This window comes from Mesorhizobium sp. SARCC-RB16n, from assembly GCF_008520305.1.
Lineage (GTDB): Bacteria > Pseudomonadota > Alphaproteobacteria > Rhizobiales > Rhizobiaceae > Mesorhizobium.
This window is the reverse complement of the sequence record NZ_ML703271.1, coordinates 168,782-192,297: the sequence shown is the minus strand read 5'-3', so window position 1 is coordinate 192,297 and position 23,516 is coordinate 168,782. Positions and strand designations below refer to the sequence as shown.

18 protein-coding genes are annotated in these 23,516 nt (G+C 62.4%); 12 read left to right on the top strand and 6 right to left on the bottom strand.

Annotation, left to right across the window (positions count from 1 at the left end; translation table 11 throughout):
* Positions 1-14 precede the first annotated feature (14 nt).
* Entirely contained in the window at positions 15-1,352 is a 1,338-nt protein-coding gene (locus C7I87_RS20605; RefSeq protein ID WP_149905942.1) for an HlyD family type I secretion periplasmic adaptor subunit, read from the top strand.
* 233 nt (positions 1,353-1,585) lie between these two features.
* Here the strand turns inward: C7I87_RS20605 and C7I87_RS20600 are convergent, their stop codons facing one another.
* Positions 1,586-1,831: a hypothetical protein gene (locus C7I87_RS20600; protein ID WP_149905941.1), complete on the bottom strand. Its 246-nt coding sequence runs from the start codon at positions 1,829-1,831 to the stop codon at positions 1,586-1,588.
* A gap of 709 nt (positions 1,832-2,540) precedes the next feature.
* Here C7I87_RS20600 and C7I87_RS20595 point away from each other — a divergent pair.
* The 4 genes from C7I87_RS20595 to C7I87_RS20580 all read left to right on the top strand — a co-directional run bounded on the left by C7I87_RS20595 (position 2,541) and on the right by C7I87_RS20580 (position 12,590).
* Positions 2,541-2,789 (top strand): hypothetical protein, encoded by a 249-nt coding sequence (locus C7I87_RS20595; protein WP_149905940.1) that lies wholly within the window; start codon positions 2,541-2,543, stop codon positions 2,787-2,789.
* A gap of 730 nt (positions 2,790-3,519) precedes the next feature.
* Positions 3,520-9,012: a beta strand repeat-containing protein gene (locus C7I87_RS20590; protein WP_149905939.1), complete on the top strand. Its 5,493-nt coding sequence runs from the start codon at positions 3,520-3,522 to the stop codon at positions 9,010-9,012.
* A 13-nt stretch (positions 9,013-9,025) separates the two neighbouring features.
* Positions 9,026-11,185 (top strand): type I secretion system permease/ATPase, encoded by a 2,160-nt coding sequence (locus tag C7I87_RS20585; protein ID WP_149905938.1) that lies wholly within the window; start codon positions 9,026-9,028, stop codon positions 11,183-11,185.
* On the top strand, positions 11,160-12,590 hold the full coding sequence (locus C7I87_RS20580) for an HlyD family type I secretion periplasmic adaptor subunit (protein ID WP_149905937.1): 1,431 nt from the start codon (positions 11,160-11,162) through the stop codon (positions 12,588-12,590). Before C7I87_RS20585 ends, C7I87_RS20580 begins: the two co-directional genes overlap by 26 nt.
* A gap of 158 nt (positions 12,591-12,748) precedes the next feature.
* Here the strand turns inward: C7I87_RS20580 and C7I87_RS20575 are convergent, their stop codons facing one another.
* The 4 genes from C7I87_RS20575 to C7I87_RS20560 form a co-directional block, all read right to left on the bottom strand.
* Complete coding sequence (locus C7I87_RS20575; RefSeq protein WP_149905936.1) at positions 12,749-13,381, bottom strand: class I SAM-dependent methyltransferase; 633 nt, start codon at positions 13,379-13,381, stop codon at positions 12,749-12,751.
* Positions 13,382-13,454: 73 nt separating this feature from the next.
* The gene (locus C7I87_RS20570) at positions 13,455-13,895 is read right to left on the bottom strand and encodes a nuclear transport factor 2 family protein (RefSeq protein ID WP_149905935.1); all 441 of its coding nucleotides are present in this window, start codon (positions 13,893-13,895) and stop codon (positions 13,455-13,457) included.
* Positions 13,896-13,975: 80 nt separating this feature from the next.
* Complete coding sequence (locus C7I87_RS20565) at positions 13,976-14,575, bottom strand: NADPH-dependent F420 reductase (protein ID WP_149905934.1); 600 nt, start codon at positions 14,573-14,575, stop codon at positions 13,976-13,978.
* Positions 14,576-14,607: 32 nt separating this feature from the next.
* Positions 14,608-15,360 (bottom strand): SDR family NAD(P)-dependent oxidoreductase, encoded by a 753-nt coding sequence (locus tag C7I87_RS20560; RefSeq protein WP_149905933.1) that lies wholly within the window; start codon positions 15,358-15,360, stop codon positions 14,608-14,610.
* Positions 15,361-15,543: 183 nt separating this feature from the next.
* Here C7I87_RS20560 and C7I87_RS20555 point away from each other — a divergent pair, with 183 nt between their 5' ends.
* Positions 15,544-16,440, top strand: a complete 897-nt coding sequence (locus C7I87_RS20555) for a LysR family transcriptional regulator (protein ID WP_149905932.1) — start codon at positions 15,544-15,546, stop codon at positions 16,438-16,440.
* Positions 16,441-16,693: 253 nt separating this feature from the next.
* Here C7I87_RS20555 and C7I87_RS20545 read toward each other — a convergent pair whose 3' ends face one another.
* A complete protein-coding gene (locus tag C7I87_RS20545) occupies positions 16,694-17,719 on the bottom strand; it encodes a LacI family DNA-binding transcriptional regulator (protein ID WP_149905931.1) in 1,026 nt (341 codons plus the stop codon).
* A gap of 195 nt (positions 17,720-17,914) precedes the next feature.
* Here C7I87_RS20545 and C7I87_RS20540 point away from each other — a divergent pair, with 195 nt between their 5' ends.
* The 6 genes from C7I87_RS20540 (at position 17,915) to C7I87_RS20515 (ending at position 23,492) form a co-directional block, all read left to right on the top strand.
* The gene (locus C7I87_RS20540; protein WP_149905930.1) at positions 17,915-18,946 is read left to right on the top strand and encodes a Gfo/Idh/MocA family protein; all 1,032 of its coding nucleotides are present in this window, start codon (positions 17,915-17,917) and stop codon (positions 18,944-18,946) included.
* Positions 18,943-19,851: a sugar phosphate isomerase/epimerase family protein gene (locus C7I87_RS20535; RefSeq protein ID WP_149905929.1), complete on the top strand. Its 909-nt coding sequence runs from the start codon at positions 18,943-18,945 to the stop codon at positions 19,849-19,851. Before C7I87_RS20540 ends, C7I87_RS20535 begins: the two co-directional genes overlap by 4 nt.
* A 97-nt stretch (positions 19,852-19,948) precedes the next feature.
* A complete protein-coding gene (locus C7I87_RS20530) occupies positions 19,949-20,956 on the top strand; it encodes a substrate-binding domain-containing protein (protein ID WP_149905928.1) in 1,008 nt (335 codons plus the stop codon).
* 84 nt (positions 20,957-21,040) lie between these two features.
* Positions 21,041-21,838, top strand: coding sequence for an ATP-binding cassette domain-containing protein (locus C7I87_RS20525; protein ID WP_149905927.1), 798 nt, complete (start codon positions 21,041-21,043; stop codon positions 21,836-21,838).
* A complete protein-coding gene (locus C7I87_RS20520) occupies positions 21,835-22,887 on the top strand; it encodes an ABC transporter permease (RefSeq protein WP_149905926.1) in 1,053 nt (350 codons plus the stop codon). The genes C7I87_RS20525 and C7I87_RS20520 overlap by 4 nt, the downstream gene beginning before the upstream one ends.
* 137 nt (positions 22,888-23,024) lie before the next feature.
* Positions 23,025-23,492 carry a hypothetical protein gene (locus C7I87_RS20515; RefSeq protein ID WP_246696326.1) on the top strand — a complete coding sequence of 156 codons (468 nt, stop codon included), beginning with the start codon at positions 23,025-23,027 and terminating at the stop codon, positions 23,490-23,492.
* Positions 23,493-23,516: the final 24 nt, after the last annotated feature.

Here is a 23,516-nt window from a genome sequence, read left to right as displayed (position 1 = left end):
TGTCTGATGTGGCAATGTCGTCATATGCCACGGTTGACCGTGGAAGGGCCGGGACCAAACCACTCGACGCGTCGGATGGCATCCGGGCCAATCTGATCCTGGGCTTGGTGACCACAGCTGTGCTGATTGCCGGTGGAGGGCTTTGGCTCGGCTTGACCAAAATCGCCGGCGCTGTGATCGCGCCCGCTACCGTGGTGGTCGAAAGCAACATAAAGAAAGTCCAACATCAGACCGGCGGCACCATCGGCGGAATCTTCGTGCAAGACGGCGATCATGTGCAGGCCGGCGATGTGGTGGTCCGGCTTGACGACACGCTGATGCGGGCCAACCTGCAGATAACCAATGAGGACCTCGATCGCGCGACCGTTCGTCTTGCACGACTTGAGGCCGAGCGACAGGGGCTGTCGGAAATGACGCTTCCGGCCAGTCTCGAGGCAGAGAGGGGCAATCCGGAACTGGCCGGGCTTGTCGACGGCGAGCGTGCCGTGTTCGAAAGCCGTGCGGCTGCTTTGGCAGGGCAGAAGGCGCAGTTGCAAAGCCGCTCGAAACAACTCGAGAATCAGATCGAGGGACTGAAAGCGCAGCAGGCCGCGACCGGCGAGTCTGTGGTCCTTCTTGAGCACGACCGGGCCGACGTCGAAGCGCTCTATTCGAAAAAGCTGGTGCCCAAGGAAAGGGTGAGCAACGTCAGGCTGGAAGCGACGCGGGCTCATGGAGAATCCGGACGCCTCGCCGCGGCAGTCGCCGAGACGGAAGCCCGGGTCAGCGAGACCGAGTTGCAAATCCTCCAACTGGATGAGCAAAGGCGCAGCGACGTAACAGGCGAACTCCGCGAGACGGAAGCCAAGGTGACGGAACTCAACGAGCGCAGAGTTGTGGCGCAGGATGAACTGACCAAAACGACCATCCGCGCTCCCCAGTCGGGAACAATACAAGAATCGTCCGTCCACACGATCGGCGGTGTGATCGGTGCCGGGGAAGTGCTCATGATGGTTGTTCCCGATACCGACGATCTCGTCGTGGATGCGCTCATCCCTCCGTCGCGCATAGATGACGTTCGTCCTGGTCAGCCTGTGTCAATCCGCTTTCCGGCTTTCGATGCCGGCACCACGCCTGCCTGCCAAGGCAAGGTTCGGCGCGTTTCGGCGGATCTGATCAAAGATCAGCAACACCAGCTCTCGTATTTCTCGGCGCGTATCAGTGTTGAAAACAAGGTGGACTGCCTGACGGGAGCAAAGGTCCTCAAACCGGGAATGCCGGCCGAAGTCCACATAAGCACGGACCAGCGCAGTGTCTGGTCCTATCTGATGAAGCCCCTTACCGATCAGATGTCCCGGGCCTTCCGCCAATGACGGTTGGGAGCGAGCCGCAAAAATATGAGCGGTTCTTTCCTCCTAACGATCCGGTGCCTCCCACGATGCAATTTCGGTCCGCAGGTGTTCGCATTCCTGGCGGCAGCTTCGAGTTGCTCGAATGACTTCTGCGTATTGTCGGCACGCTTGATCGGGTCCCTGAAGTTCATGCAGTTTGCCCAGCATGCCCCCAGGGTTGGGTTGCCGTCGCCCGCCCCAAAGGCACTCCCGGCTTATGCCGGGGTGGGCTTCTTGCGTCGGCTAGCCTCCGTCTTCGGCGCACCCTTGTCCCCGATTGAATAGGCAAAAACTTTCCCGCGCACCTCGTCCGTCACCCGGACCCAATCCCTTTCCCACGTTCGAAGGCTGATCTTTCGATCGGTCAGTTCCAATGCGGCCAGGAGAGGAGTGGGCGCGTCGATCGCCCGCGATCGGATGGCACGGTCGTTGCGCATTTCTTCAACGAGGTAGATTGTCATTCACCTGCTCCACAAAGGCCATCGCTTATTAATGTCGGCCAGTGGACTTGGTTGCAGCCAACCTGCGCCGGGCGACAACTGCACCTGTAGTCACTCGGGCACGCGGGCAAAGAGTCGGCCTCTGAGGCCAAATATCCTCAATCTGCTCAAGACCCGGTCTTGGATGCTGGCTCGGCGCCCTTGCTGGCCTGCAAAAGAGCCTGGAAAAGTGGAGACCGAAAGTGCTGCACGCCTCGTGCCAGCACGTCGACATGGGTCAAATTCAGGGGGGCAAGCGTGGTTCAAGCGAGTGAACGCGATCAAATCATGCCTGCAATCGCAAGGCGCTTCGAACGTGGCAGGCCGGTCATGGAGCGGCCCGGCAGCCCGCCGTTGTAATCAGCCAGGCGCCGGGCCTAACCGGCGAGCGTTGGGATGATTTGGTCGCCGGCTGGGAAAAATATGCGCGTGCGCTAGTGGAAGGCATCATTCGAACGAACACCGTGTTCGTCGCGTATTCGATTTTCGTGAGGCGGTGAAGACCGCCGATGGTGCTCATAGCCAAAAGCTATCCTGTCAGAACTGCTTTCATCACAATGAAGGGCGACAAACGGAAGACTCTGTGGGATCGGATAGAGGAACCGGCGCGCAACCGCGGAAGACGGAATGCGGTGTCCGGACAGGCCTTTTGGCCGTGTCAGCTCCTGAATGACCGGGGAGGGTACAATACGTGTCTCCTGAAGGATTTCGTGACACCGGACGGACGCGTTGGCTGCGATACGGCGAATTTGGTCTGTCGGCGAAGGCGGTCGCCGAGGCTGAACGCGCCGAACGCGCCACCAAGATGACCAGATTGAGATTGCTTCGTACCCAGTTTTTGCTGGCGGAGGCGGATCGGCAGGTTTCGTTTGTTGAGGAACTCGACTGCTCTCTGCTTCTTGAGGCACTGAGGGACAACAGGGAGTCGTCCCACCTGTAGCCTCTCTCCTTGGAGTTGATCCGCAAGCAAGTTCGGGTTTCCGCAAGCAAGTTCGGGTTTCCGCAAGGAATCGGGCTGTCCGCATATTGGATATCGTTGAGATCGTGGGCCACTAGCAGGTCGCACGGCTCGTCGCCGATGCATGGTTGTCCTCCGGCGACTTGACATCAGGGCCGGGCCCGCTGCCGTCAAAAAAGACCGCTTTTGCGCTGGCGAGCCCCTCGTTCGAATGATGCGATTCCGCCAGCTCAAGCGCATGATTTCGTCAGCCGGCACCCCCTACCTCACGCCAGCCGGTTAGGCCCGGCGGTTGACCGATCGCCCCCGACCGTAATCGCCGGGCCGCCCGTTTGGCGTGTGATCTTGGCTCGCGTCCGTGATCCGACCTGTACTCAGCACACACAGACCAGAACCGGTCTAACGGGAAATGCGAATGGTCCGTACCACCCTCGTTGGTGCCTCGACTATACCTCCTTCTGGGGGTTAGCGACTTGTATCATTCGAATGGAGGGTGCGCCCGGCGCCGCTCCGATCTATTCCGAAACACTGCGTCAATTCAGGATGCGTCTGGCGAGGTCTACACGGCGTTCGTCGTTTCGGCCGCGTAGAAGTCAAGACGCATCGAGGAGTTGCGCGAGGGAGAGGAACCCGAGTCCGATCCCACGACGATCGGATCGATGTCCAGGACTATCACTGGACGATGATCCTCCACTCCGATCGGGGGTTTCGAATGACCAGCTCGTCTCAGATCAACACTCTGCTCTCCGGTATTTCCGATACGTCAAGCGACCCGCCGCACAATGCGCTCGCCGTCGGCCCGAACAACATCGTCACGGCGGAAGGGTCGCGGATCGAATGGACGGATTTGTCCGGCGGCACGGCGAATTTGCAATCGGTCTATCAGTTCTTCGGTTCACTCGGTCCGACCGCGACCAATGCCCTGTTCGATCCGCGCGCGGCATATGACAGCGTCAACCAAAGATATGTCGTCACCATCGACAATATCGGCTCGAACGGTGCGATCAGCAATATCGACATCGCGGTATCGAGGGACTCGAACCCCAATGACGGCTGGTATTTCTACTCACTGAATACTTCGCTTTCGATCAACGGGCAGTTGACGGCGGCCGATCAGCCCACCGTGTCGGTTGACGGCGCCAACATCTACATCACGGCGCCGCAGTATAACGTCAATGTCTCGGGCTTTGCCGGCACGGAACAATGGGTCATCGGAGACACGGCGGGACCCGGTGGCGGCATCTATAATGGCGGCACGATGATGGTGGTCGCCAACCACGTCGCGGCGCCGGATCAGGGCATTGCTCGGGTCGCCGCCGCCAACAATGGCCAGACCTATTACGCCTCGGCGGTCAACACTGGCAGCGAGACCCTCGTGACCGTGCAGGCTTACACCCTCGCGACGAACAGCTTCGGCCCCGCGACCGCGCTGTCCCTCGGCAAAGTCGATCAGGGTGGCGGAGGAAACGATTTCACGGCCCAGCAGCAAGGAACCAGCGTCCTGCTCGATGCCGGCGATGGGCGCGTCCAGAACCTCGCCTATGCCAATGGATTTCTCTATGGCGTGTCCGAGGTGATGCCGGTCGGCTCGAGCGTTCCACAGGTCCACTGGTTCAAGATCGATGTGAGCAACCCCAACAGCCCGACCCTCGTGGCGCAGGGCGACATACCGGGCGCTGCGATCGGCAGCGGAGTTGCCACATTCGACGGCTCCATCGCCGTCGACGGGGCAGGGGACGTGATCATCAACTTCACCGCCAGCGGCCCCGGCATGTACCCGGCCGACTATTATAGTTTTCAGGCGACTGCCGATCCTCCGGGCGCCTTCAGCGCACCAATTCTCTATCAGGCAAGCACCAGCTATCTCGCCAATGGCGACGGAGGAAATGTCCAGCGGTGGGGCTTCAATTCCTCGGCGACCGCCGACCCCGGCGATCCGAATTCCTTCTGGTTGTCGAATGAATACGTCGCCAATGGTTGGTGGCAGACGTCGGTGGCACAGGTCGCGATCCAGACGCCGACCGCGAATGTGACGGATCGTCTGCTCAAGGACACCGGAGCATCGTCGAGCGACAAGGTCACGAGCAACCCCAAGCTGGTCGGCACCGGCATTGCGAACGCCGTCGTTTCCTTCACTGTGGATGGCAACCCGATCTCGACCACGGTAACGGCCAGCAATGGCGGTGCATGGACCTTCACGCCGACCGGCCTCGCGGACGGACAGCATACGATCGTGGCCAGCGAGACGGGCGCGCCCGGGAATCCGTCACCTGCCTCGCTGACGTTCACACTCGATACCACGTCGCCGACGGTGACGATCACCAATGCCGGCGGCTCGGCCAGTCAGCCGACGCTGACTGTGACGGGAACTGTCAGCGACCCCGATATTTCGGGCCCTGGCACGACAGTCGCGATATTCGACGGCACGACCCAGGCCGGAACCGCGACCGTCCAGGCCGACGGGACCTGGAGCAGCACCATCACCTTGACCAATGGCACAAATGCCCTGACGGCGAGAAATGTGGATCTCGCGGGCAATGCCGGGGTCAGCGCGCCGGTCACCTACACGATCACGACGCCGGGATCATCGGTCCAAACGCTGTTCACGGGCCTCTCGGACCCGTCCGATGATCCGCCCGACAATGGCCTCGCGGTGGGACCTGGCAATATTGTGATGGCCGAGGGGCAGCGGGTCGGATGGACAAACCTTGCCGGCACCGCCGCTACGAACATGTCGGCCTATAGCTTCTTCCCTCCACCAGGGGGAGCAAGTTCATGGGTTGGCTCACTGAAAGACACATTCAGCGCATACGACGCCGTCAACAACCGCTTCGTCTACAGCACTGAAAATCTCAATCCGCATACTAGCCCCGGCAGCACCAGTGAAGTGTTCGCGGTTTCCAAGGATTCGAATCCAAACGATGGCTGGTATTTCGGTTCGATCAGCACCTCGACAGTCATCAATGGCGTGGCGACCGAATCCGACGAGCCGACGCTGTCGGTCGACGGAACCAACATCTACATCGCGTCTCCGCAATACAACGCCTCAGGTCCCGGTTATCTGGGATCGGAGTTGTGGGTCATCAGCGATACGACTGGAGCGGGCGGCGGCATCTACAATGGCGGCACGCCGACCGTCATAGCGACTCAGCTGACGGACCCGAGTTTGGGCGTCTTCCGCGATGTCGCGGGCAACAACGGCAAGACTTACTTCGCAAGCACCTACAACAGCGGCGGCCAAAGCTTCCTGGCGTTGCAGACCTACGACGTGGCTTCGAACACGTTTGGGTCCATGGCCAACGTCTCGTTCGGCAACATCGACCAAGGTAGCGGTGGCACGACCTTCTACGCCCAGCAGCAAGGGTCAAGCGTGCTCCTGGACGTCAACGACGGTCGAATCGGCAACCTCGTCTACGCCAATGGATTTCTTTACGGCACGAACGAGATCCAGCCGACCGGATCGAGCGTTCCGGATGTCCACTGGTTCAAGATCGACGTCAGCAACCCTGCCAACCCGGTCGTCGTGGCGCAAGGCACCATATCCGGCAATACGATCGGCGCGAATGTGGCGACATTCAATGGTTCGATCGCCGTCGATGCGGCAGGCGACGTTATCATTAATTTCAACGCTAGCGGTCCGAACATGCTTCCGTCGGACTACTATGTCCTCGGCAAGACCAACAATCTGGCTTTTGGGTTCACCACTCCGACGCTCTATCAGGCGAGTTCGCAGCCCTTCGCCCTGGACACAAATCGCTGGGGTAGCAACTCCTCGGCCGTTGTGGATCCCAACAATCCGAATTCGTTCTGGATATCGAGCGAATATATCGCAAACAATTGGTGGCAGACTGCCGTCGCCCATGTCGTTGTTCAGGACCCAAGTCCAACCATCGCCTCGATCGCGACATCAGGCACGGGGATCGCCAACGGCAATGGCGACCTGAATGCCAGCAAGGTCGTCACGCTGACGGTGAACTTCAGTGCAGCGGTGACGGTTGACACCACAAATGGTTCGCCGGGGCTCGCCCTCAGCGACGGGGGAACAGCGACCTACAGTGGCGGCTCTGGCACGACGGCATTGAGTTTCAGTTATACGGTGCTTGCCGGACAGAACACCTCGGACCTGACAGTCTCGTCGCTCAGTCTGAACGGGTCGACCGTCAAGGACGCTTTCGGAAACAACGCCAACCTCTTGGGCGCCGCCAACTACAATCCAGCCGGCACATTGCAGATCGACACAACGCCGCCGACGATCGCCTCGATCTCGGCGTCCGGCACCGGGATCGCCAACGGCAATGGCGACCTGAATGCCGGCAAGATCGTCACGCTGACGGTGAATTTCACCGAGGCGGTGAGCGTGAACACCGCAGGCGGTTCGCCAAGACTTCTGCTCAATGACGGCGGGATAGCAACCTACAACGGTGGCTCGGGCACGACGGCATTGACCTTCAGCTATACCGTGCTTGCCGGGCAGAACACTCCCGACCTGACCATCTCCTCGCTCGATCTCAACGGGTCGACCATCAGCGATGGTGCGGCCAACACTGCCAATCTCTCGGGCGCGACCAACAACAATCCGGCCGGCACATTGCAGATCGACACGATAGTGCCAACGATTGCCTCCATCGCAACGTCCGGCACGGGAATCGCCAATGGCAATGGCGATCTCAATGCCGGCAAGACCGTCACGCTGACGGTGAGCTTCAGCCAGGCGGTGAACGTGAACATCGCGGGCGGTGCGCCCAGGCTCCTGCTCAACGACGGCGGGATAGCAACCTACAGCGGCGGCTCGGGTACGACCGCATTGACCTTCAGCTATGCTGTTCTTGCCGGGCAGAACACCCCCGATCTGACCGTGTCCTCGCTTAACCTGAACGGCTCGACCATCACCGATGCAGCGAACAACAGCGCCAATCTCGCAGGCGCCACCAACTACAATCCGGCCGGCATATTGCAAATCGACACGGCCGCACCGACCATCACCACCATCTCGTCGTCCGGCACCGGAATCACCAACGGTAATGGCGACCTGAATGCCGGCAAGACCGTCACGCTGACGGTGAACCTCAGCCAGGCAGTGAGCGTGAATACCGCGGGCGGTTCGCCGGCGCTCCTGCTCAACGACGGCGGCATAGCGACCTACAACGGCGGCTCGGGCACGACGGCATTGAGCTTCAGCTATACCATTCTTGACGGCCAGAACACTGCCGACCTGACTATCTCTTCGTTCAATCTGAACGGATCGACCATCGTCGATGGTGCGGGAAACAGCGCCAATCTCTCGGGCGCCACCAACTACAATCCGGCCGGCACGCTGCAGATCGACACAACGGCACCGACGATCGCCATCAACACGATTGCCGGCAACAACAATATCAATGCATCGACAGCATTGCTCGGATTCGCCGTCAGCGGCACCACAACCAATACCGAGAACGGCCAGGTCGTCACGGTCAAGATCGTCAACAGTCAGAATGTGGTCGTCGACAGCTACACAACTTCCGATCAGAACAACGCCTGGTCGGTGAATGTGACGAGTGCGCAGGCAGAGGCGCTCATTGACGGCGTCTACACGGTCACCGCCGATGTGGCGGACAAGGCCGGCAATCTCGCCCCGCTGGCCATCAGGAGCCTCACGGTCGAGGAAGACAACAAGCCCGAAGCGCCGATCCTGACCATCACCAACACAGCGCTGACGGTCCAGGCACACGGCTCGATTGCACTCGGGATCACCGCAACCCCTGTCGATTCCGACGACAGCGTCACTGTGACGATCGCTGGCCTGCCGAGCTACGAGACGATCACCGCCCCGAGCGGCTACACAGTCAGCAAGGCGTTGCAGTCGAACGGCACCTTCACGTGGACGATCGGCGAGACCTTGTCGACGAAAGGCAAGCCGCTCATGGGGCTCACGCTCGCGTCCTCCTATAACGGCACCAGCCATCCAGTTGCCACGCTGACGGTTACCGCGAGCAACAGGACCTTGGGCGAAAGTGCGAGTTCGTCAGCCAAGACCATGACGGTCACGGACCCCCCGGCGATCGCGACCACACCGACATCGAACCTCATCGCTCTGTTCAACCAATACGCGGCGTCGGGCTTCCACGGCAGCCGAGCCGATGCCGGCGAGGTCGCTCCGACCTTGCATCAGAGTGGCCAAGATGCTCTGGCGTTCCTGGCGACGCCAGGCCATTTTGAACGTTGAAGGGGATCCGGAAATGGCATTCGGAGGCCCTCAGGCCGGGCGGGAGGACGATCAGGGGCTTGGAGCGCTCGTCATGCTCCTGCAACTCAATGGCGTTGCTGCCGAGGGTCCGCAGATCCGTCACAGGCTCGGCCAGGCGCGCATCGGTACGACCGAGATGCTGCGCTGCGCCAAGGAACTCGGGCTCAAGGCGCGCTGCGTCAAAAGCGCCTGGCCTCGTCTTGCCCGCACACCCCTGCCGGCCATTGCGGCGCTCAAGGATGGCGGCTTCCTGCTGCTCGGCAAGGCCGGGGAAGAGCAAGTCCTTGTCCAGCGTCCCCATGCGCCGCGCCCGGAGGCATTGTCGCGCGCCGAGTTCGAGGCGATCTGGGACGGGCGGCTGATCCTGATGGCGCGCCGCGCCTCCCTATCGGACTTGTCGCGGCGCTTCGACATCACCTGGTTTCTTGGCGCGATCCGGAAATATCGCCATCTCCTGGGCGAAGTCCTCATCGCGTCCCTGTTCCTGCAGCTCTTCGCGCTGATCAGCCCGCTGCTCTTCCAGGTCGTGATCGACAAGGTGCTGGTGCACCGAGGTATGAGCACGCTGGAAATCCTCACCGTCGGGCTTGTGGCAATCGCGGTCTTCGAAGCAACCCTCGGCGGACTGCGCACCTATCTCTTCGCCCATACGACCAATCGCATCGATGTCGAGCTCGGCGCCCGCCTGTACCGCCATCTGATGGCACTGCCGCTCGCCTATTTCCAGGCGCGACGCGCGGGGGATTCGATCGCTCGCGTGCGCGAGCTCGAGAATATCCGCAACTTCCTCACGAGTTCGGCTCTGACACTCGTCGTCGACCTTGCCTTCACCGTGGTCTTCCTCGGCGTGATGGTTATCTATTCGCCGCTCTTGACCTTGGTCGTGCTGAGCGCCTTTCCCGTCTACATCGGCGTTTCGGCCGGCGCGACGCCGCTCTTCCGCAAGCGGCTCGACGAGAAGTTCAGGTGCGGAGCTGAAAACCAGGCCTTGCTCGTGGAGAGCATCACCGGGGTCGAGACATTGAAGGCGCTCGCGGTCGAGCCGCAGATGCAGCGCCGCTGGGAGGAGCAGCTTGCCGCCTATGTGTCCGCAAGCTTCAGCGTGATGAGTCTGGGCAACATAGCGAGCCAGGCCATCCAACTGGCGAGCAAGATTGTCACCGCCGCCATCCTGTTCTTCGGCGCTAAACTCGTCATCGATGGCAAGCTGACGGTCGGCGAGTTGGTGGCCTTCAACATGCTGGCAAGCCGGGTGAGCGCCCCGGTGCTGCGGCTGGCACAGATCTGGCAGGATTTCCATCAAGCGCGCCTCTCGATCGAGCGGCTCGGTGATATTCTCAATACGCAACCCGAGCCGACGCTCGGCGCGGGCCGTGCCTCGCTGCCGCCGATCCGCGGGGAGATCACCTTCGAGCATGTCAGCTTCCGCTACCGCATCGATGGGCGGGAGGTGCTGCATGATGTGAGCTTTCAGTTTCCTCCCGGCCAGATCGTGGGGCTCGTCGGCGCTTCCGGTTCAGGCAAGAGTACGATCGCCAAGCTCATCCAGCGCCTCTACGTACCCGAGAGCGGCCGGGTGCTTGCCGACGGCGTCGATCTCGCCATGGTTGATACTGCCTGGCTGCGCCGGCAGGTAGGCGTCGTGTTGCAGGAGGACGTGCTGTTCAACCGCTCGGTGCGCGACAACATCGCGCTCGCCGATCCGGCGATGCCGATGAAGGATGTCATCGCTGCGGCAGAACTGGCCGGAGCCAACGAATTCATCCTGGAACTCCCGGAAGGCTACGATACGGTCATCGGCGAGCGGGGTTGCTCGCTCTCAGGCGGCCAGCGCCAGCGCATCGCCATTGCGCGCGCACTTGTTGGCGATCCGCGCATCCTCATCTTCGACGAGGCAACGAGCGCCCTCGACTATGAGAGCGAGCGCATCATCCAGGACAATATGCGCAGCATGGCGGAACGGCGCACCGTCATCATCATCGCTCATCGCCTGACGATGGTACGCCATGCCGACCGCATCATCACGATTGATCGCGGCCGTATTGCCGAAGACGGCACGCATGACGACCTGATGCGCTCGAACGGCCGTTACGCCAACCTGCATCATCTGCAAACGGGGAACACAAATGGCAGCCGCCGGAAACATCGTTGAATTTCCAGCGCGGCAGGTTCGCCGCCGCGATTACGAGACCGCCTTCCTGCCTGCGGCGCTCGAAGTGATGGAGACGCCGCCTTCGCCCATCGGCCGCGCCATCGGCGCGACCATCATCGCCTTTTTCTGCCTGACTCTCACCTGGGCCACGGTCGGCAGGGTTGATATCGTCGCGACGGCCCCCGGCAGGATCGTGCCGGATGACCGCGTCAAGGTCATCCAGCCGTTCGAGACCGGCATCGTGCGTGCAATCCATGTGCGCGATGGCGCCTCGGTCAAGGCCGGCGACGTCCTGATCGAGCTTGATCCGACGATCAGCACGGCGGAGACCGACCACATCAAGAGCGATTTCGTCGCCGCGCGGCTCGAGGTGGCGCGGTTGCGGGCGGCGCTCGCCGGTAGTGCCAATCCCCTCGATGATTTCGTCGCTCCCCCCGATGCGAGCCAGGCCTTGATCGAGACACAACGCCGCTTTCTCACGATGCAGACAGCCGAGCAGGAAGCCAAGCTCGCCGAGATTGCGCGCCAGCTTGCGCAGAAGGAGGCGGAGGGCGAGACAATCACCGCCACCATCGACAAGCTGCAGGCAGTCCTCCCGCCGCTCCAGGAGCGGGTGACGATGGACAAGAACCTCTTCGACAAGGGTCTCGCCTCCAAGATCACCTATCTCACCGACCTGCAGGACCTGATCAGCCAGCAGCACGATCTCCCGGTGCTGGAGAGCCGTGGGCGCGAGGTCAACGCAGCTGTCTCCGTCCTGAGGGAGACGCATTCGCGAGCCGAGGCCGAATACCGGCGCTCGCTTTTCGATGATTTGGCGAAGGCTGAGCAAAAGGCGGCCGGCCTGGCCCAGGACATGGTCAAGGCAGAGCACAGGGCCAAGATGCAGACCCTGACCGCCCCCGTCGACGGCGTCGTGCAGCAGCTTGCCGTGCATACGATCGGAGGCGTCGTCACGCCTGCGCAGTCGCTCGCGGTCGTCGTGCCGGCCGACGCTGCCCTTGAGATCGAGGCCATGGTGTCGAACAGCGATATCGGCTTTGTTTCTCCGGGGCAGGAGGCGGAGATCAAGGTCGATACCTTCAATTTCACGCGCTACGGGCTCTTGCACGGGCGCGTGCTCGGCGTCTCGCACGATGCCGTCGACAATGACAAGCGCGAGGATGCCTCACGCGAGCCACCATCCGCGGCAGAGAGTTCGACGACCGAGACAAGGGGGCAGGGACTCGCCTATGTAGCGCGCGTCTCGCTCGACCGCACGCAGATGCAGATCGAGGGTAGATCCGCCGATCTGTCGCCCGGCATGTCGGTCACCGTCGAGATCAAGACTGGCTCACGTCGTATCATCAGCTACCTGCTTTCGCCGCTCATGCGCTACAAGCAGGAGATCCTGCGCGAGCGGTGAGATGCGGAGAGGACATCATGGGCCGGCGGGCTTGTCTGGATTGGACCCGGTCAGCGTCAGTCGCAGAGCTCATTCATGATGATCACCTGACCTTCGCGGCTTTGTGGCGTTCAAATATTCGGTCGCGCGCTGCTCATTGTAGGGCGGATCACTCACTTTCAGGGCCTCATAAACCGATAGGCGAAGCGATCGGTCTTGCCCTTGATCGAAGGATCGAACACCTTGATCGAGTGCGGATCGTCTGTGTTCGCGAGCATGGTGCTTTCCGCGTCCAGTACGAAGCCGGCCGCCTCCACCTCCTCGCGAACGGAGGCAGGCTCAATCCGATGCAACGACTGGGCGTCGCTCGTGCCAGCCCCGACGGCGGCGGCGTGGTCCACGATCACGTAGGACCCACCGGGCTTCAGCCGCTCATAGACGGCTCGATTGAACTCGGTTGCCGTCGCGCCCCTGGCCTGGATCAGCGCGGTGTGGAGATCGTGGTAGAACAGGTGCAGCCACAGAACATCCGCTAGCTGTGTGACCTCCGGCATCGCCACGAGGTTCGCCGACACGGCTTCGACGTTCTCTCGGCCCGGCTCCTTCGCGAGCGTTCGCATGCGGCCGACCGGATCGTTCTTGAAGTGAGCGACTTCGGCTGGCACGAAGCTGTAGACCCGCCCCTGGGGTCCCACGATGTCCGAGAAGATACGGGTCCAGTCGCCGTCGCCTGGGTAAACGTCGATGACGGTGGAGCCCGCATCGACTCGTGCGAACCGGATCAACTCGGCTAATTGGGATTGGTCGTACATCGGTATCTCCTTTCGGTTGGGCATCGACGAACGCACGCCGCGCGAGAGGGCGATCCACGGCTGATTTACCCGTCTACCCCAACCCAATGGCGGCAGACGGCCACGCCGACCCGGCCGCGTCCATCTGCGCGGCCCTCGCCAGGGCCTGTGTGTCGACGCACTCCCGGATGCTCGTCAGTCTACCGTCCCGGACCGTGATGGCGAAGACCCAGTCGTCCTCGAACGTCTTGTTCGTGGCTTTGATCTTTCCCCTCCCGAAGCCGACGACCAGGACCCGGTCTCCTTGCGCCACGAACTCCCCGGGTTCCGTGGGCGTTTCTATCGACTTGGATGCCGTCTCAAGCAAATCCACCAGCCCGGCGTGTCCGTGGCGCGTTCCGGCCAGCGGCCAGTCCTCGCCCGGAATGATCCACTCGATGTCTTCGGCGACCAGCGCCAGCAGAGCCTCCTTGTCGCCGCGGCCGATTGCGGCGAAGAAGTCCTTCACGGCCTGGACGTTCTTCTCGGTACTCATAGGGATTCTCCATTTCCGTCGGATCGGATCGCGCGCGATCCGATCCGTATGTCGTGCCCCTGCCGATGGGGACGTCGTGTTCATCCGTCGAACTTGACCAGGTCCTTGAAGATCAGTTGACCCCAGCTGTTTCCGCGCGCCTGCACAAGCAATCCACCTTCCGAAAGCCCGCCAAGTTTGATCGGCGCGAAACCGAGATTTTCCGCAAGCGCACCAATCTCCGCCGCAGCGTCATCGTCGCTCGCCAGAAAAACGACTCTCTTGCCACCATGCACGGCCGGGTCTTGGTCAAGGGTGTCAGCGATCAAATGGTTGAAGCCCTTGACCAGCCTTGCACCGGAGAAAGCCTGCGCGATGAACTTGGACGAAGGCTGTCCTCCCAGTTGCTCAGGGGGCACGCCGTAGGCATTGGTCACATCGACGATGGTCTTCCCCCGCCAGGTGGGCAGCGCCTTCGCGACGTCCGGGTGCGACTCGAAACGAACTGCCAAAAAGATGATGTCCGCCGTGACGGCGTCCGCCAGCTTTTTGGGAATGATCGTAGGCCCGATCGCGGCCGCATCGGCTGCAAAGCTTTCCGGGTCGCGCGTGGTAGCGACGGATACTTCGATGCCCTTGCGGGCAAACGCCTTGGCCAGGGCCTTGCCGATATTGCCGAAGCCGATGATTGCGTAGCTCATGATGTTTCTCCGATCGTGTGTGATGCCAGGAGTCAGACTTGCGCCAGCCCTCCATCAACGGCGAGATCCACGCCCGTGATGTAAGAACTTTCATCGGAGGCGAGGAACGTGACAGCAGCCGCTATTTCCTCTGGCTGGCCCCTGCGACCCATGGGGACCTGCGAGGCAAATTGGGCGGCCGCCTGCTCAGCTTGCTCAGGGGTAAGGCCCGTCGTTGTCGCCAGGGCGGGGGTCTCGATCGGTCCAGGGCTCATTGTATTCACCCGGATCTTGCGGTCCTTCAGCTCCAGTGTCCAAGCGCGCGCGAAGTTGCGTACAGCCGCCTTGCTCGCGGCGTACACGCTGAACCCGGGCAGCCCCATCACGTTCGAAACCGAAGAGGTCAGGATAATCGAACCGCCGTCTTTGAAGAGAGGAAGGGCCTTCTGGACCGTAAAGAATAGACCCTTCACGTTCACATCGAAGGTCTGGTCAAAATGGGCCCCAGTAGCGACCGCGAGCTGTGCGACTGTCCCTGCGCCCGCGTTCGCGAAGAGAATGTCGATGTGACCATGTTTCTCTTTCACGACGGCATAGAGGTGGTCCAGATCTTCCAAGTGCGACACGTCGCCGACGACCGTCGTAACGTTTCTCGTAATGAAGGCTGCGGCCTCCTTCAGCTCTTTCTCTCTTCGCCCGGTGATCACGACGTGCGCACCTTCTTGCACGAAGCGCTTGGCTGTTGCTAACCCGATCCCACTGCTTCCGCCGGTTATGACTGCGATTTTACCTTCGAGTGCTTTCATTTTCTTGTCTTTCGCTGGTTGGCTGCACGGTGAGATTTCATCGAGATCCACAAAATGGGTTCGCCGAAGTCAGGCGGTGAGTGGGGGATCGCGCACATCGGTGGTGCGAAAACGATCCAGCCGCTACAGATCAGTGTGTTAGAATGGGCTTGGAGGGCGCACCGCGCGGTGCCGGATTGCACCATGATCGACTGGGATGACGTTCGCTACTTTCTTGCCGTCGCGCGCGGAGGCTCAGTGCGGGCCGCCGCAGAGGGCCTCGGGGTATATCACTCGACCGTGCTGCGACGCATCGCTCAGCTCGAGGAACGCCTCGGGGCGCAGATGTTCGAAAAGCTGCCTGCGGGCTACCGCCTGACGGCCGCTGGTGAGGAGGTCCTCGAACTCGCGAACCAGATGGAAGCGTCGTCGCACCAGCTGGAGACACGCGTCTTCGGGCGCGACCAGAGTGTGCGCGGGCTTCTGCGGGTGACGTTGGCACCGACCCTTGCGACACATCTGCTCATGCCGGACTTCGCCGATTTCGCGCGTCTGCATCCAGACATCGAGATGGAAATCTTGTCGGTCGGCGAGCTGGCAAATCTGACCAACCGAGATGCCGACGTGGCGATCCGTGTCGTCTACGACCGCAAAACCCTGCCGCTCAATCTTCACGGCCTGAAGGGACCGGAGCTGTTCGGCGGCGTCTACATCTCCCGCGATCGACTGGCCGCATGGCGTGCGGGCGCGCCGGATCCCATCCGGTGGATCGTCATAAGCATTCATGGAATACCAGACTGGGCCAGCGAGGGTGAGGTTCGCACAACGGGGGTTCCGTTCAGGACCACGGACGGCGAGGCGCAGATCGTTGCTGTACGGCAAGGGCTCGGGATCACGACACTGCCGTGCTTCGTCGGAGATGCCGACCCTCTACTGGTGAGGGTGCCAGGCACCGACCTGCACATGTACGGAACGCTCTGGCTTCTCACACAGGGGGAGACACGCAAGACGAAGCGCGTGCGGCTCTTCACGGAGTTCGTATACCGCAGGCTCGCCGCGTACGCTCCGCTTCTCGCAGGGCTGTCCATATCGCGCGACTGACGCCCGGCAGGTCGCCGGCGACGCTTGCCTACATGTCAACGTGCTCGCCCCCTGGCTACACACTGACCCCAATGGACCGGAGGCCCGAAGTGGCTGGGCAGGTGAAGAACTTCGTGCTCGACACGCCGATGGGTCGCCTCGCGGAACCTGAGGAGATGCGCTGCGGCTCCCGAGTTTCGCTCGTCAGGCTCCTCCCAGGCGTTGCTTTGCTTGAGGCGGCGCGCGCCTCGATCTGCACCGGGTTCTGGTATGATCAATCGCTATCGCGCGCAATCAGCTCCAGTGGCCAGACCTCGCGCATGATGCGTGGACCCTCCGGGCCGGCGAAGGCAGGAAGCGACGCCAGCAGCATTTCGGCGAGCCGCCGACCCATCGGCTGCAGCGCCGGGCGGAAAGCAGTCAGCGCCGGCGAGAAATAGCGGCAGAGCGGCGTGTCGACGATGACGGTCACCGCCATGTCGTGGCCCGGCTTGATGCCCATCTCGGCCAGCGCCTTGCAGCCGCCAAGTGCCATTGCGTCATTGTTGAAGATGATGGCGGTCGGCGGGTCCTTGCAGCGCATCACCCGCGGTGTCACTTCGTAGCCACCGGCCTCGTTGATGAAGCCGTCGGCAATCAGGCCGGGATCGACCGCGATGCCATGCCGGCGCAAGCCCTTGCGATAGCCGTCGAGGAACAGATAGCCGAAGTTCAGATCGAGCGATGGGCGAATGGCGGCGATGCGGCGATGACCGCGCGCCACCAGCCGGTCGACCGCGTCGGCGCCTGCTTTTTCGAAATCGAGATCGAGCGAGGGGTAGGCCTTGTCGCCGGAGCGGCTGCGGCCGAGCGTGGCGAAGGGGAAGCCGGCCCGGGTGAGATAGTCGATGCGCTCGTCCTCGCGCCGCGTCCAGGCCAGCACCACCGCGTCGGCACGGCGCGTCTCGACGACACGCCGCAGGCGCTCCTGCTGATAGTCGCCCGGCGCGCCCATCACCACGATCAGGTCCAGCCCGCTTTCGGCGAGCCGGCCCTGCAACCCAGTCAGGAACGGAATGAAGAACGGCTCGCCATATTCCTGGTCGCCCGGATGCGGCTGCAGCATGAAGGCGATCGACTGGGTGGCGCCTTGCCTGAGACTGCGGCCGGACTGGTTCGGCGAATAGTTGAGAGCCCTCGCCGCCTCGAGCACGCGCTGGCGCGTGTCGGCATTGACGTCGGCGCGGCCGTTCAGCGCCCGCGACACGGTGCCGATCGAAATGTTCAGGTGACGGGCAAGGTCGTGAATGCTGGACGCCAAGTGACTGTTCTCCCCCTTGCTTGGCTAGCACCGGCGACCGCTTAGGCCAAGGCGCAGCGACAATTTTTGCGGGCGGCCAATTGACATTCTACGCCTTCGGGTGTGTTCTCGTAAACGTTTACGGAAAAACGTTTACGGCAATGCCGTGAACGCCGGGACGATCGGCCTGGAGGGGCCGAGAGGGAGGAGCGCTGGATGATCGACGCCGTCCTGGTTGGCTGCGGAGCGATGAGCAAGGCCTGGCTCGATGCCGTGCGGCAGATCGATGGGCTCGCCATTGTCGGCCTTGTCGACCTTGATGCCGACAGGGCGAAGGCGAGGGCGCGTGAATACGACCTCGGTGGCGCCGTCATCGGCACCAGCCTGGACGCCGTGCTCGACCAGACCCGACCGCGAGCGGTGTTCGACGTGGTGGTTCCCGCCGCCCGGCGCGAGGTGGCGTTTTCCGCCTTTGCCCATCATTGCCATCTGCTGACGGAAAAGCCGCTCGCCGATAGCCCGGAGAATGCCCGCGCCATCGTCGAGGCCGCCCGCCAGGCCGGGCGCATCCATGCCGTCGTCCAAAACCGCCGCTACGTCGCCAATGTCAGACGCATCCGGAGGTTTCTGGACTCCGGCGCCATCGGTGCCGCGACCAGCATTCACGCCGACTTTTTCGTCGCACCGCATTTCGGCGGTTTTCGCGAGGAGATGGCCCATGTGCTGCTGCTCGACATGGCGATCCATACCTTCGACGCCGCCCGCTACATGGTCGATGGCGAGCCGGTCGGCGTCCATTGCCAGGAATGGGAACCGGCCAATTCCTGGTACCGACAGGGCTCGTCGGCCAGCGCGGTCTTCGATCTCGGCGGCGGCAAGGTTTTCACCTATGCGGGCAGCTGGTGCGCGGCCGGCTTCCGCACCAGTTGGGAGGGAAGCTGGCGCATCGTCGCCGAGCGCGGCAGCCTTATCTGGGACGGCCATGATGGGTTGAAGGCGGAAGCGGTGGTGCCGGGCCGCGACGGCATGTTTGACAAAATCCAGCCAATCGAGGTGCCGGCGCTCGAAGCGTCCGACCGCGTCGACGGCCATCTCGGCATCATCAGGGATTTCATGCACGCCATCGAGACCGGCACCGAGCCGGAAACGCGCGGCGCCGACAACATCAAGAGCCTGGCCATGGTCTTTGGCGCCATCGAGAGCGCCGAAACCGGACGTCGCGTGACGATCGCAAAGGAAGCACAATGACGCCAAACCCGCTTCTCGACATCAGGATCGGCACCATGGTGCGGGCCAACCTCGACGACCCGGCCGCCTACATCAAGGCAATCCTGCCGCTCGGCTTCGAAAGCATTCAGCCCTTCTTCTGGCAGACGCTGGGCGGCAAGGACTTGCCCCGGCTGGCCGGCCAGATACGCGAGGCGATCGGCGATGCCGATGTCACGGTGTCCTCGATCGGCGTGTTCGGCAATCCGCTGGAGGGCGGCGATGTCGACCGTGGCGTGCTCCAGGCTTGGGAAACGGTCATCGACAATGCGCATTTGTTCGGCACCTCGATGGTCTGCGGCTTTACCGGCCGGCTCCGTGGCAAGCCGCTGACTGACAGCCTGCCGCGCTTTCGCGAGGTGTGGGGGCCGCTGGCCAGGCGCGCCGCCGACAAGGGCGTTCGCATCGCCTTCGAGAACTGTGCGATGGACGGCAACTGGGCTGCCGGAGACTGGAACATCGCCCACAATCCGGACGCCTGGGAGCTGATGTTCAACGAGTTGCCTGACGACAATCTCGGCCTCGAATGGGAACCCTGCCACCAACTCGTCTATCTGATCGATCCGATTCCACAGATCCGCAAATGGGCACCGCGCATCTTCCACGTCCACGGCAAGGACGCGACCGTGCGCTGGGACGTCATTCGCGAGCACGGCGTGTTCGGCCGCCTGCCGTTCGTGCAGATGCGCACGCCGGGCTTCGGCGACAGCGACTGGGCAAGGGTAATCAGCGAATTGCGGCTGGCCGGCTACAAGGGCGCCATCGACATCGAAGGCTGGCACGACCCGGTCTATCGCGGCGACCTCGAGATCACCGGGCAGGCACGCGCCCTGGAGTATCTCAAGCTATGCCGGGGAGGTGCGAGCTACCTGCCAAATCCGACGTGAAGATCGGCCGGCGGGAGGAGCCGGCCGCAAGTGGTACTGCCAAGGCAATCGTTCAAAGACCCCTCGGCTGACGAGGGAAACAATGGGAGGAACGTGCATGAGCATCGCGATCACAACGACACTTCTTCGCACGACCGTCGTGGCGGCGGCCACGGCGCTTACCGCCGCAATCTCCACCTTGCCGGCGCAGGCGCTCGACGCCCAATGGTGCAAGGACGTCCACATCCGCTTTTTCGTCGGCGGTGCCGAGGGCGACGCCTTCGGCACCATCGTCTACAATGGCGCCAAGCAGGCGGCGGCCGATCTCGGGCCCAAGGTCGATTACATCTTCTCGGGTTGGGACATCGAAAAGATGGTGCAGCAAATGCGCGAGGCGGTGGCGGTGAAGCCTAACGGCATTGCCATGATGGGGCATCCCGGCGACGCTGCCATCATGCCGCTCGCTGAACAGGCGCATAAGGACGGCATCAAGATGATGTACCAGAACGTCCCCGTACCGACAGTCGTCGCGGCATTCGGCGGCGGCTATGTCGGCGCCCAGCAGGAGCAGCAGGGCCGCGCGCTCGGCGCCGAGGCTTTCAAGCTGGCCAAGCTGAAGGCCGGCGACAAGGCGATCATGATCGGGCCGTTCGACAATGAGAGCCGCGGCGCGCGCGAGCGCGGCACTGTCGCGGCACTGAAGGAGGCCGGCATCAAGGTGGTTCAGATCACTTCGGCGACCGAATGGGCAGCGGATCCCAATCTCGCGATACCGGTGATCACCGCGGCTCTGCTGAACAACCCCGACGTGAAAATGGTTGGTTACCCCGGCGGACAGATGCTCGGCAACGTGCCCACCTACATGCAGGCGGCGGGGCGCAAGCCGGGCGATATCTTCAACTTCGGTTTCGACACCAGCCCGCAGATCGTCGAGGGCTTTAAGGGCGGCTGGGTGCAGCTGACGGCCGACCAGCAGCCGTTCCTGCAGGGCTATCTGCCGATCCTCAGCCTGTGCCAGCAGGTGGTGCTGGGTCTGGCGCCGATGAATGTCGACACCGGCGCCGGTTTCGTCACGCCCGAAAATTACAAGATCGTCGCGGAACTCGCCAAGCAGGCGCTGCGCTGACCTCCCAAGCCGTCGGCCGGGATCAGGCCCCGGCCGGCGGGACCGCTGGCGAGAAAACTGGCGAGACAATCAAGCGAGGATCCGATGGCCGAACGTCTCATAGAACTGCGCGATATCGCTAAGTCCTACGGCCACGTCTATGCGTTGGGCGGGGTCAATCTCAGCGTCGACCGCGGCGAGGTGGTCGGCCTGATCGGCGACAACGGCGCCGGCAAGTCGACGCTGATCAAGATCCTCTCCGGCGTGGTCAAGCCGACCAGCGGGGATATCCTCATCCGGGGAAAGCCGGTGACCGGATGGAATGCGGCACGTTCGCGCGAGGCCGGCATCGAAACGGTGTTCCAGGACCGGGCGCTGGCCGTGCAGCAGACGATCGTGCGCAACATCTTCATGGGCCGCGAACTCACCGGTTTTCTCGGCTGGCTGAAGGTCAGCAAGGAAATCGAGGAGGCGAGTCGGCTGATGCGCGAGATCGGCTTCACCTCGAAAGTATTCACGCCGCACTCGATCGTCGGTCAGCTATCGGGCGGCGAACGCCAGGGCGTGGCGATCGCGCGTGCCATCTACAAGCAGGCGGAGCTGATCGTCCTCGACGAGCCGACGACGGCGCTGTCTCTGACCGAGACCGCCAAGGTCTTCCATTTCGTTCGCCAGGTGCGGGCGAGCGGCCGCTCGATCCTGTTCATCGGCCACAACATCCATCACGTCTTCGACATCGCCGATCGCTTCGTGGTGCTGGATCGCGGCAAGGTCGCGCTCACTGCCGACCGGAGCGAGGTCAAGTCGGCCGAAGATCTCATCAACTTCATGGAAGACGTCGCGCATCCGGGCGGGCTGGCCGGACTGCACGACACCGGGGCCGCGGAGCAGAGAGCACGATGAGCAAGACCATGGAGCCTGATCTGCACGAGCCGGCGGCCGGCATTTCCCGCCAGGGCGGTTCCCAGAACGAGTGGAAGCACCCGTCCGATCACTGGATGCGCGGCTTCATCCTTGACAACCGCGCATCGCTTGGCACGCTCGGCGTGTTCATCGTCATGATGGCGGTGTTCATGATCGCCAATCCGACCGTCTTCACCACCTGGTATCTCTACAGCTCCGTGCTGACCACGCTGCCGGTGGCGCTGTTCGTGGTGGTACCGCTGGTCTTTGTCGTCACCTGCGGGGAGATCGACCTGTCGTTTCCCGCGACGATGGGTTTTGCCGCATGGATCTTCGCCCTGGTCGTCCAGGCCGGCTACGATCCGTTCCTCGGCATCATTGCGGCAATCGTCACCGGCATGCTGCTCGGCTTCCTCGTCGGGTCGCTGGTCGTCTATGGCGGGCTGTCGTCGCTCATCGCTACGCTCGGCATGAATTTCCTGCTGCGTGGCCTGATCCAGATCATCAACGAGGGCAAGTCGCTGGCGCTGACCGGCCTTGCCGACAGCTGGGCCTACAGGATCTTCTCCAGCCAGGTCCTGGGCATTCCGGTGCAGATCTTCTGGGCCGTCGCCTTCGTCGTGCTGTCGGCGATGCTCTACAACCGCCACCGCTTCGGCGCGCAGGTGAAGGTGGTCGGTGACAATCCCGACAGCGCCCAGCAGATGGGCATCGACGTCAAGCGCGTGCGGGTGAAAGTGTTCGTCTTCGTCGGCATCGGGGCCGCGATCGCCGGCACGTTCTCGGTAATGATCAACTTCACCTGGTGGCCAACGGCCGGCGACGGTTATCTCTTGCCGGTGCTGGCCTCGGTGTTCGTCGGCGGCACGCCGACCTGGGGCGGCATCGGCACAGTGGCCGGCGGCGCGATCGGCGCTGTCACGGTGTCGTTCATCCAGACCGGCGTCGTGGCGGCTGGCCTGAGCGGCTTCTACGTCCAGTTCTTCAACGGGCTGATCATCATCCTTTCGCTGCTTGGCCACAAATGGAACCAGGCACGGTATCGGTAATCAAAAACGCGCCGTTAAGCCTCGCGCAACCTATGTTGCATAATCTGTCCTGCAGATTGCGAGGCACCATGAAACGCAAACCACTATTGCTTTTCGCCTTCCCGGCCTTTGTCCTGCTGATCCTGGCGGCGGAGCGAATGGCCACGATCCTGCTCGGAACCTACCCCGCAAGCCCCGACATGTGGAAGGTCTGGCTCACCTTGCATCCGTCGTCCGGAATGGTCTGGCAGCAGGTCGATGTCTATCTGGGAGGGTCGATGGTCCTGGATTTCGCGTTGCTGGGCGCGGCGCTGGGGATCTGCTGGATGGCATGCCGGGCCAGAAGGTCGGCCGCTTTCTTTCTTGCCAACCATGGCGCAATGATCCTCGCGGGGTCGATGATTTTCATCGGCGGCCGCTCGCAGACCGCCAGCACAATTGCCGCGTTCACGGCACCGAGCGGTTTTCAGTTCTCACTGACAATGGACTTCACCTGGCTGAACTGTCTGCTGGCGGTCATCGGGCTGACGGCGTGCGCCTATTGCCATTTTGCCTATATCCGTGAACTCGGCATGCGCGTCGAATCGCGGCGTGTCCGGATCATGGCGCTGCAGAGAGATTTCTAGCGCTGCGCGGCCGTGCCCGGGACC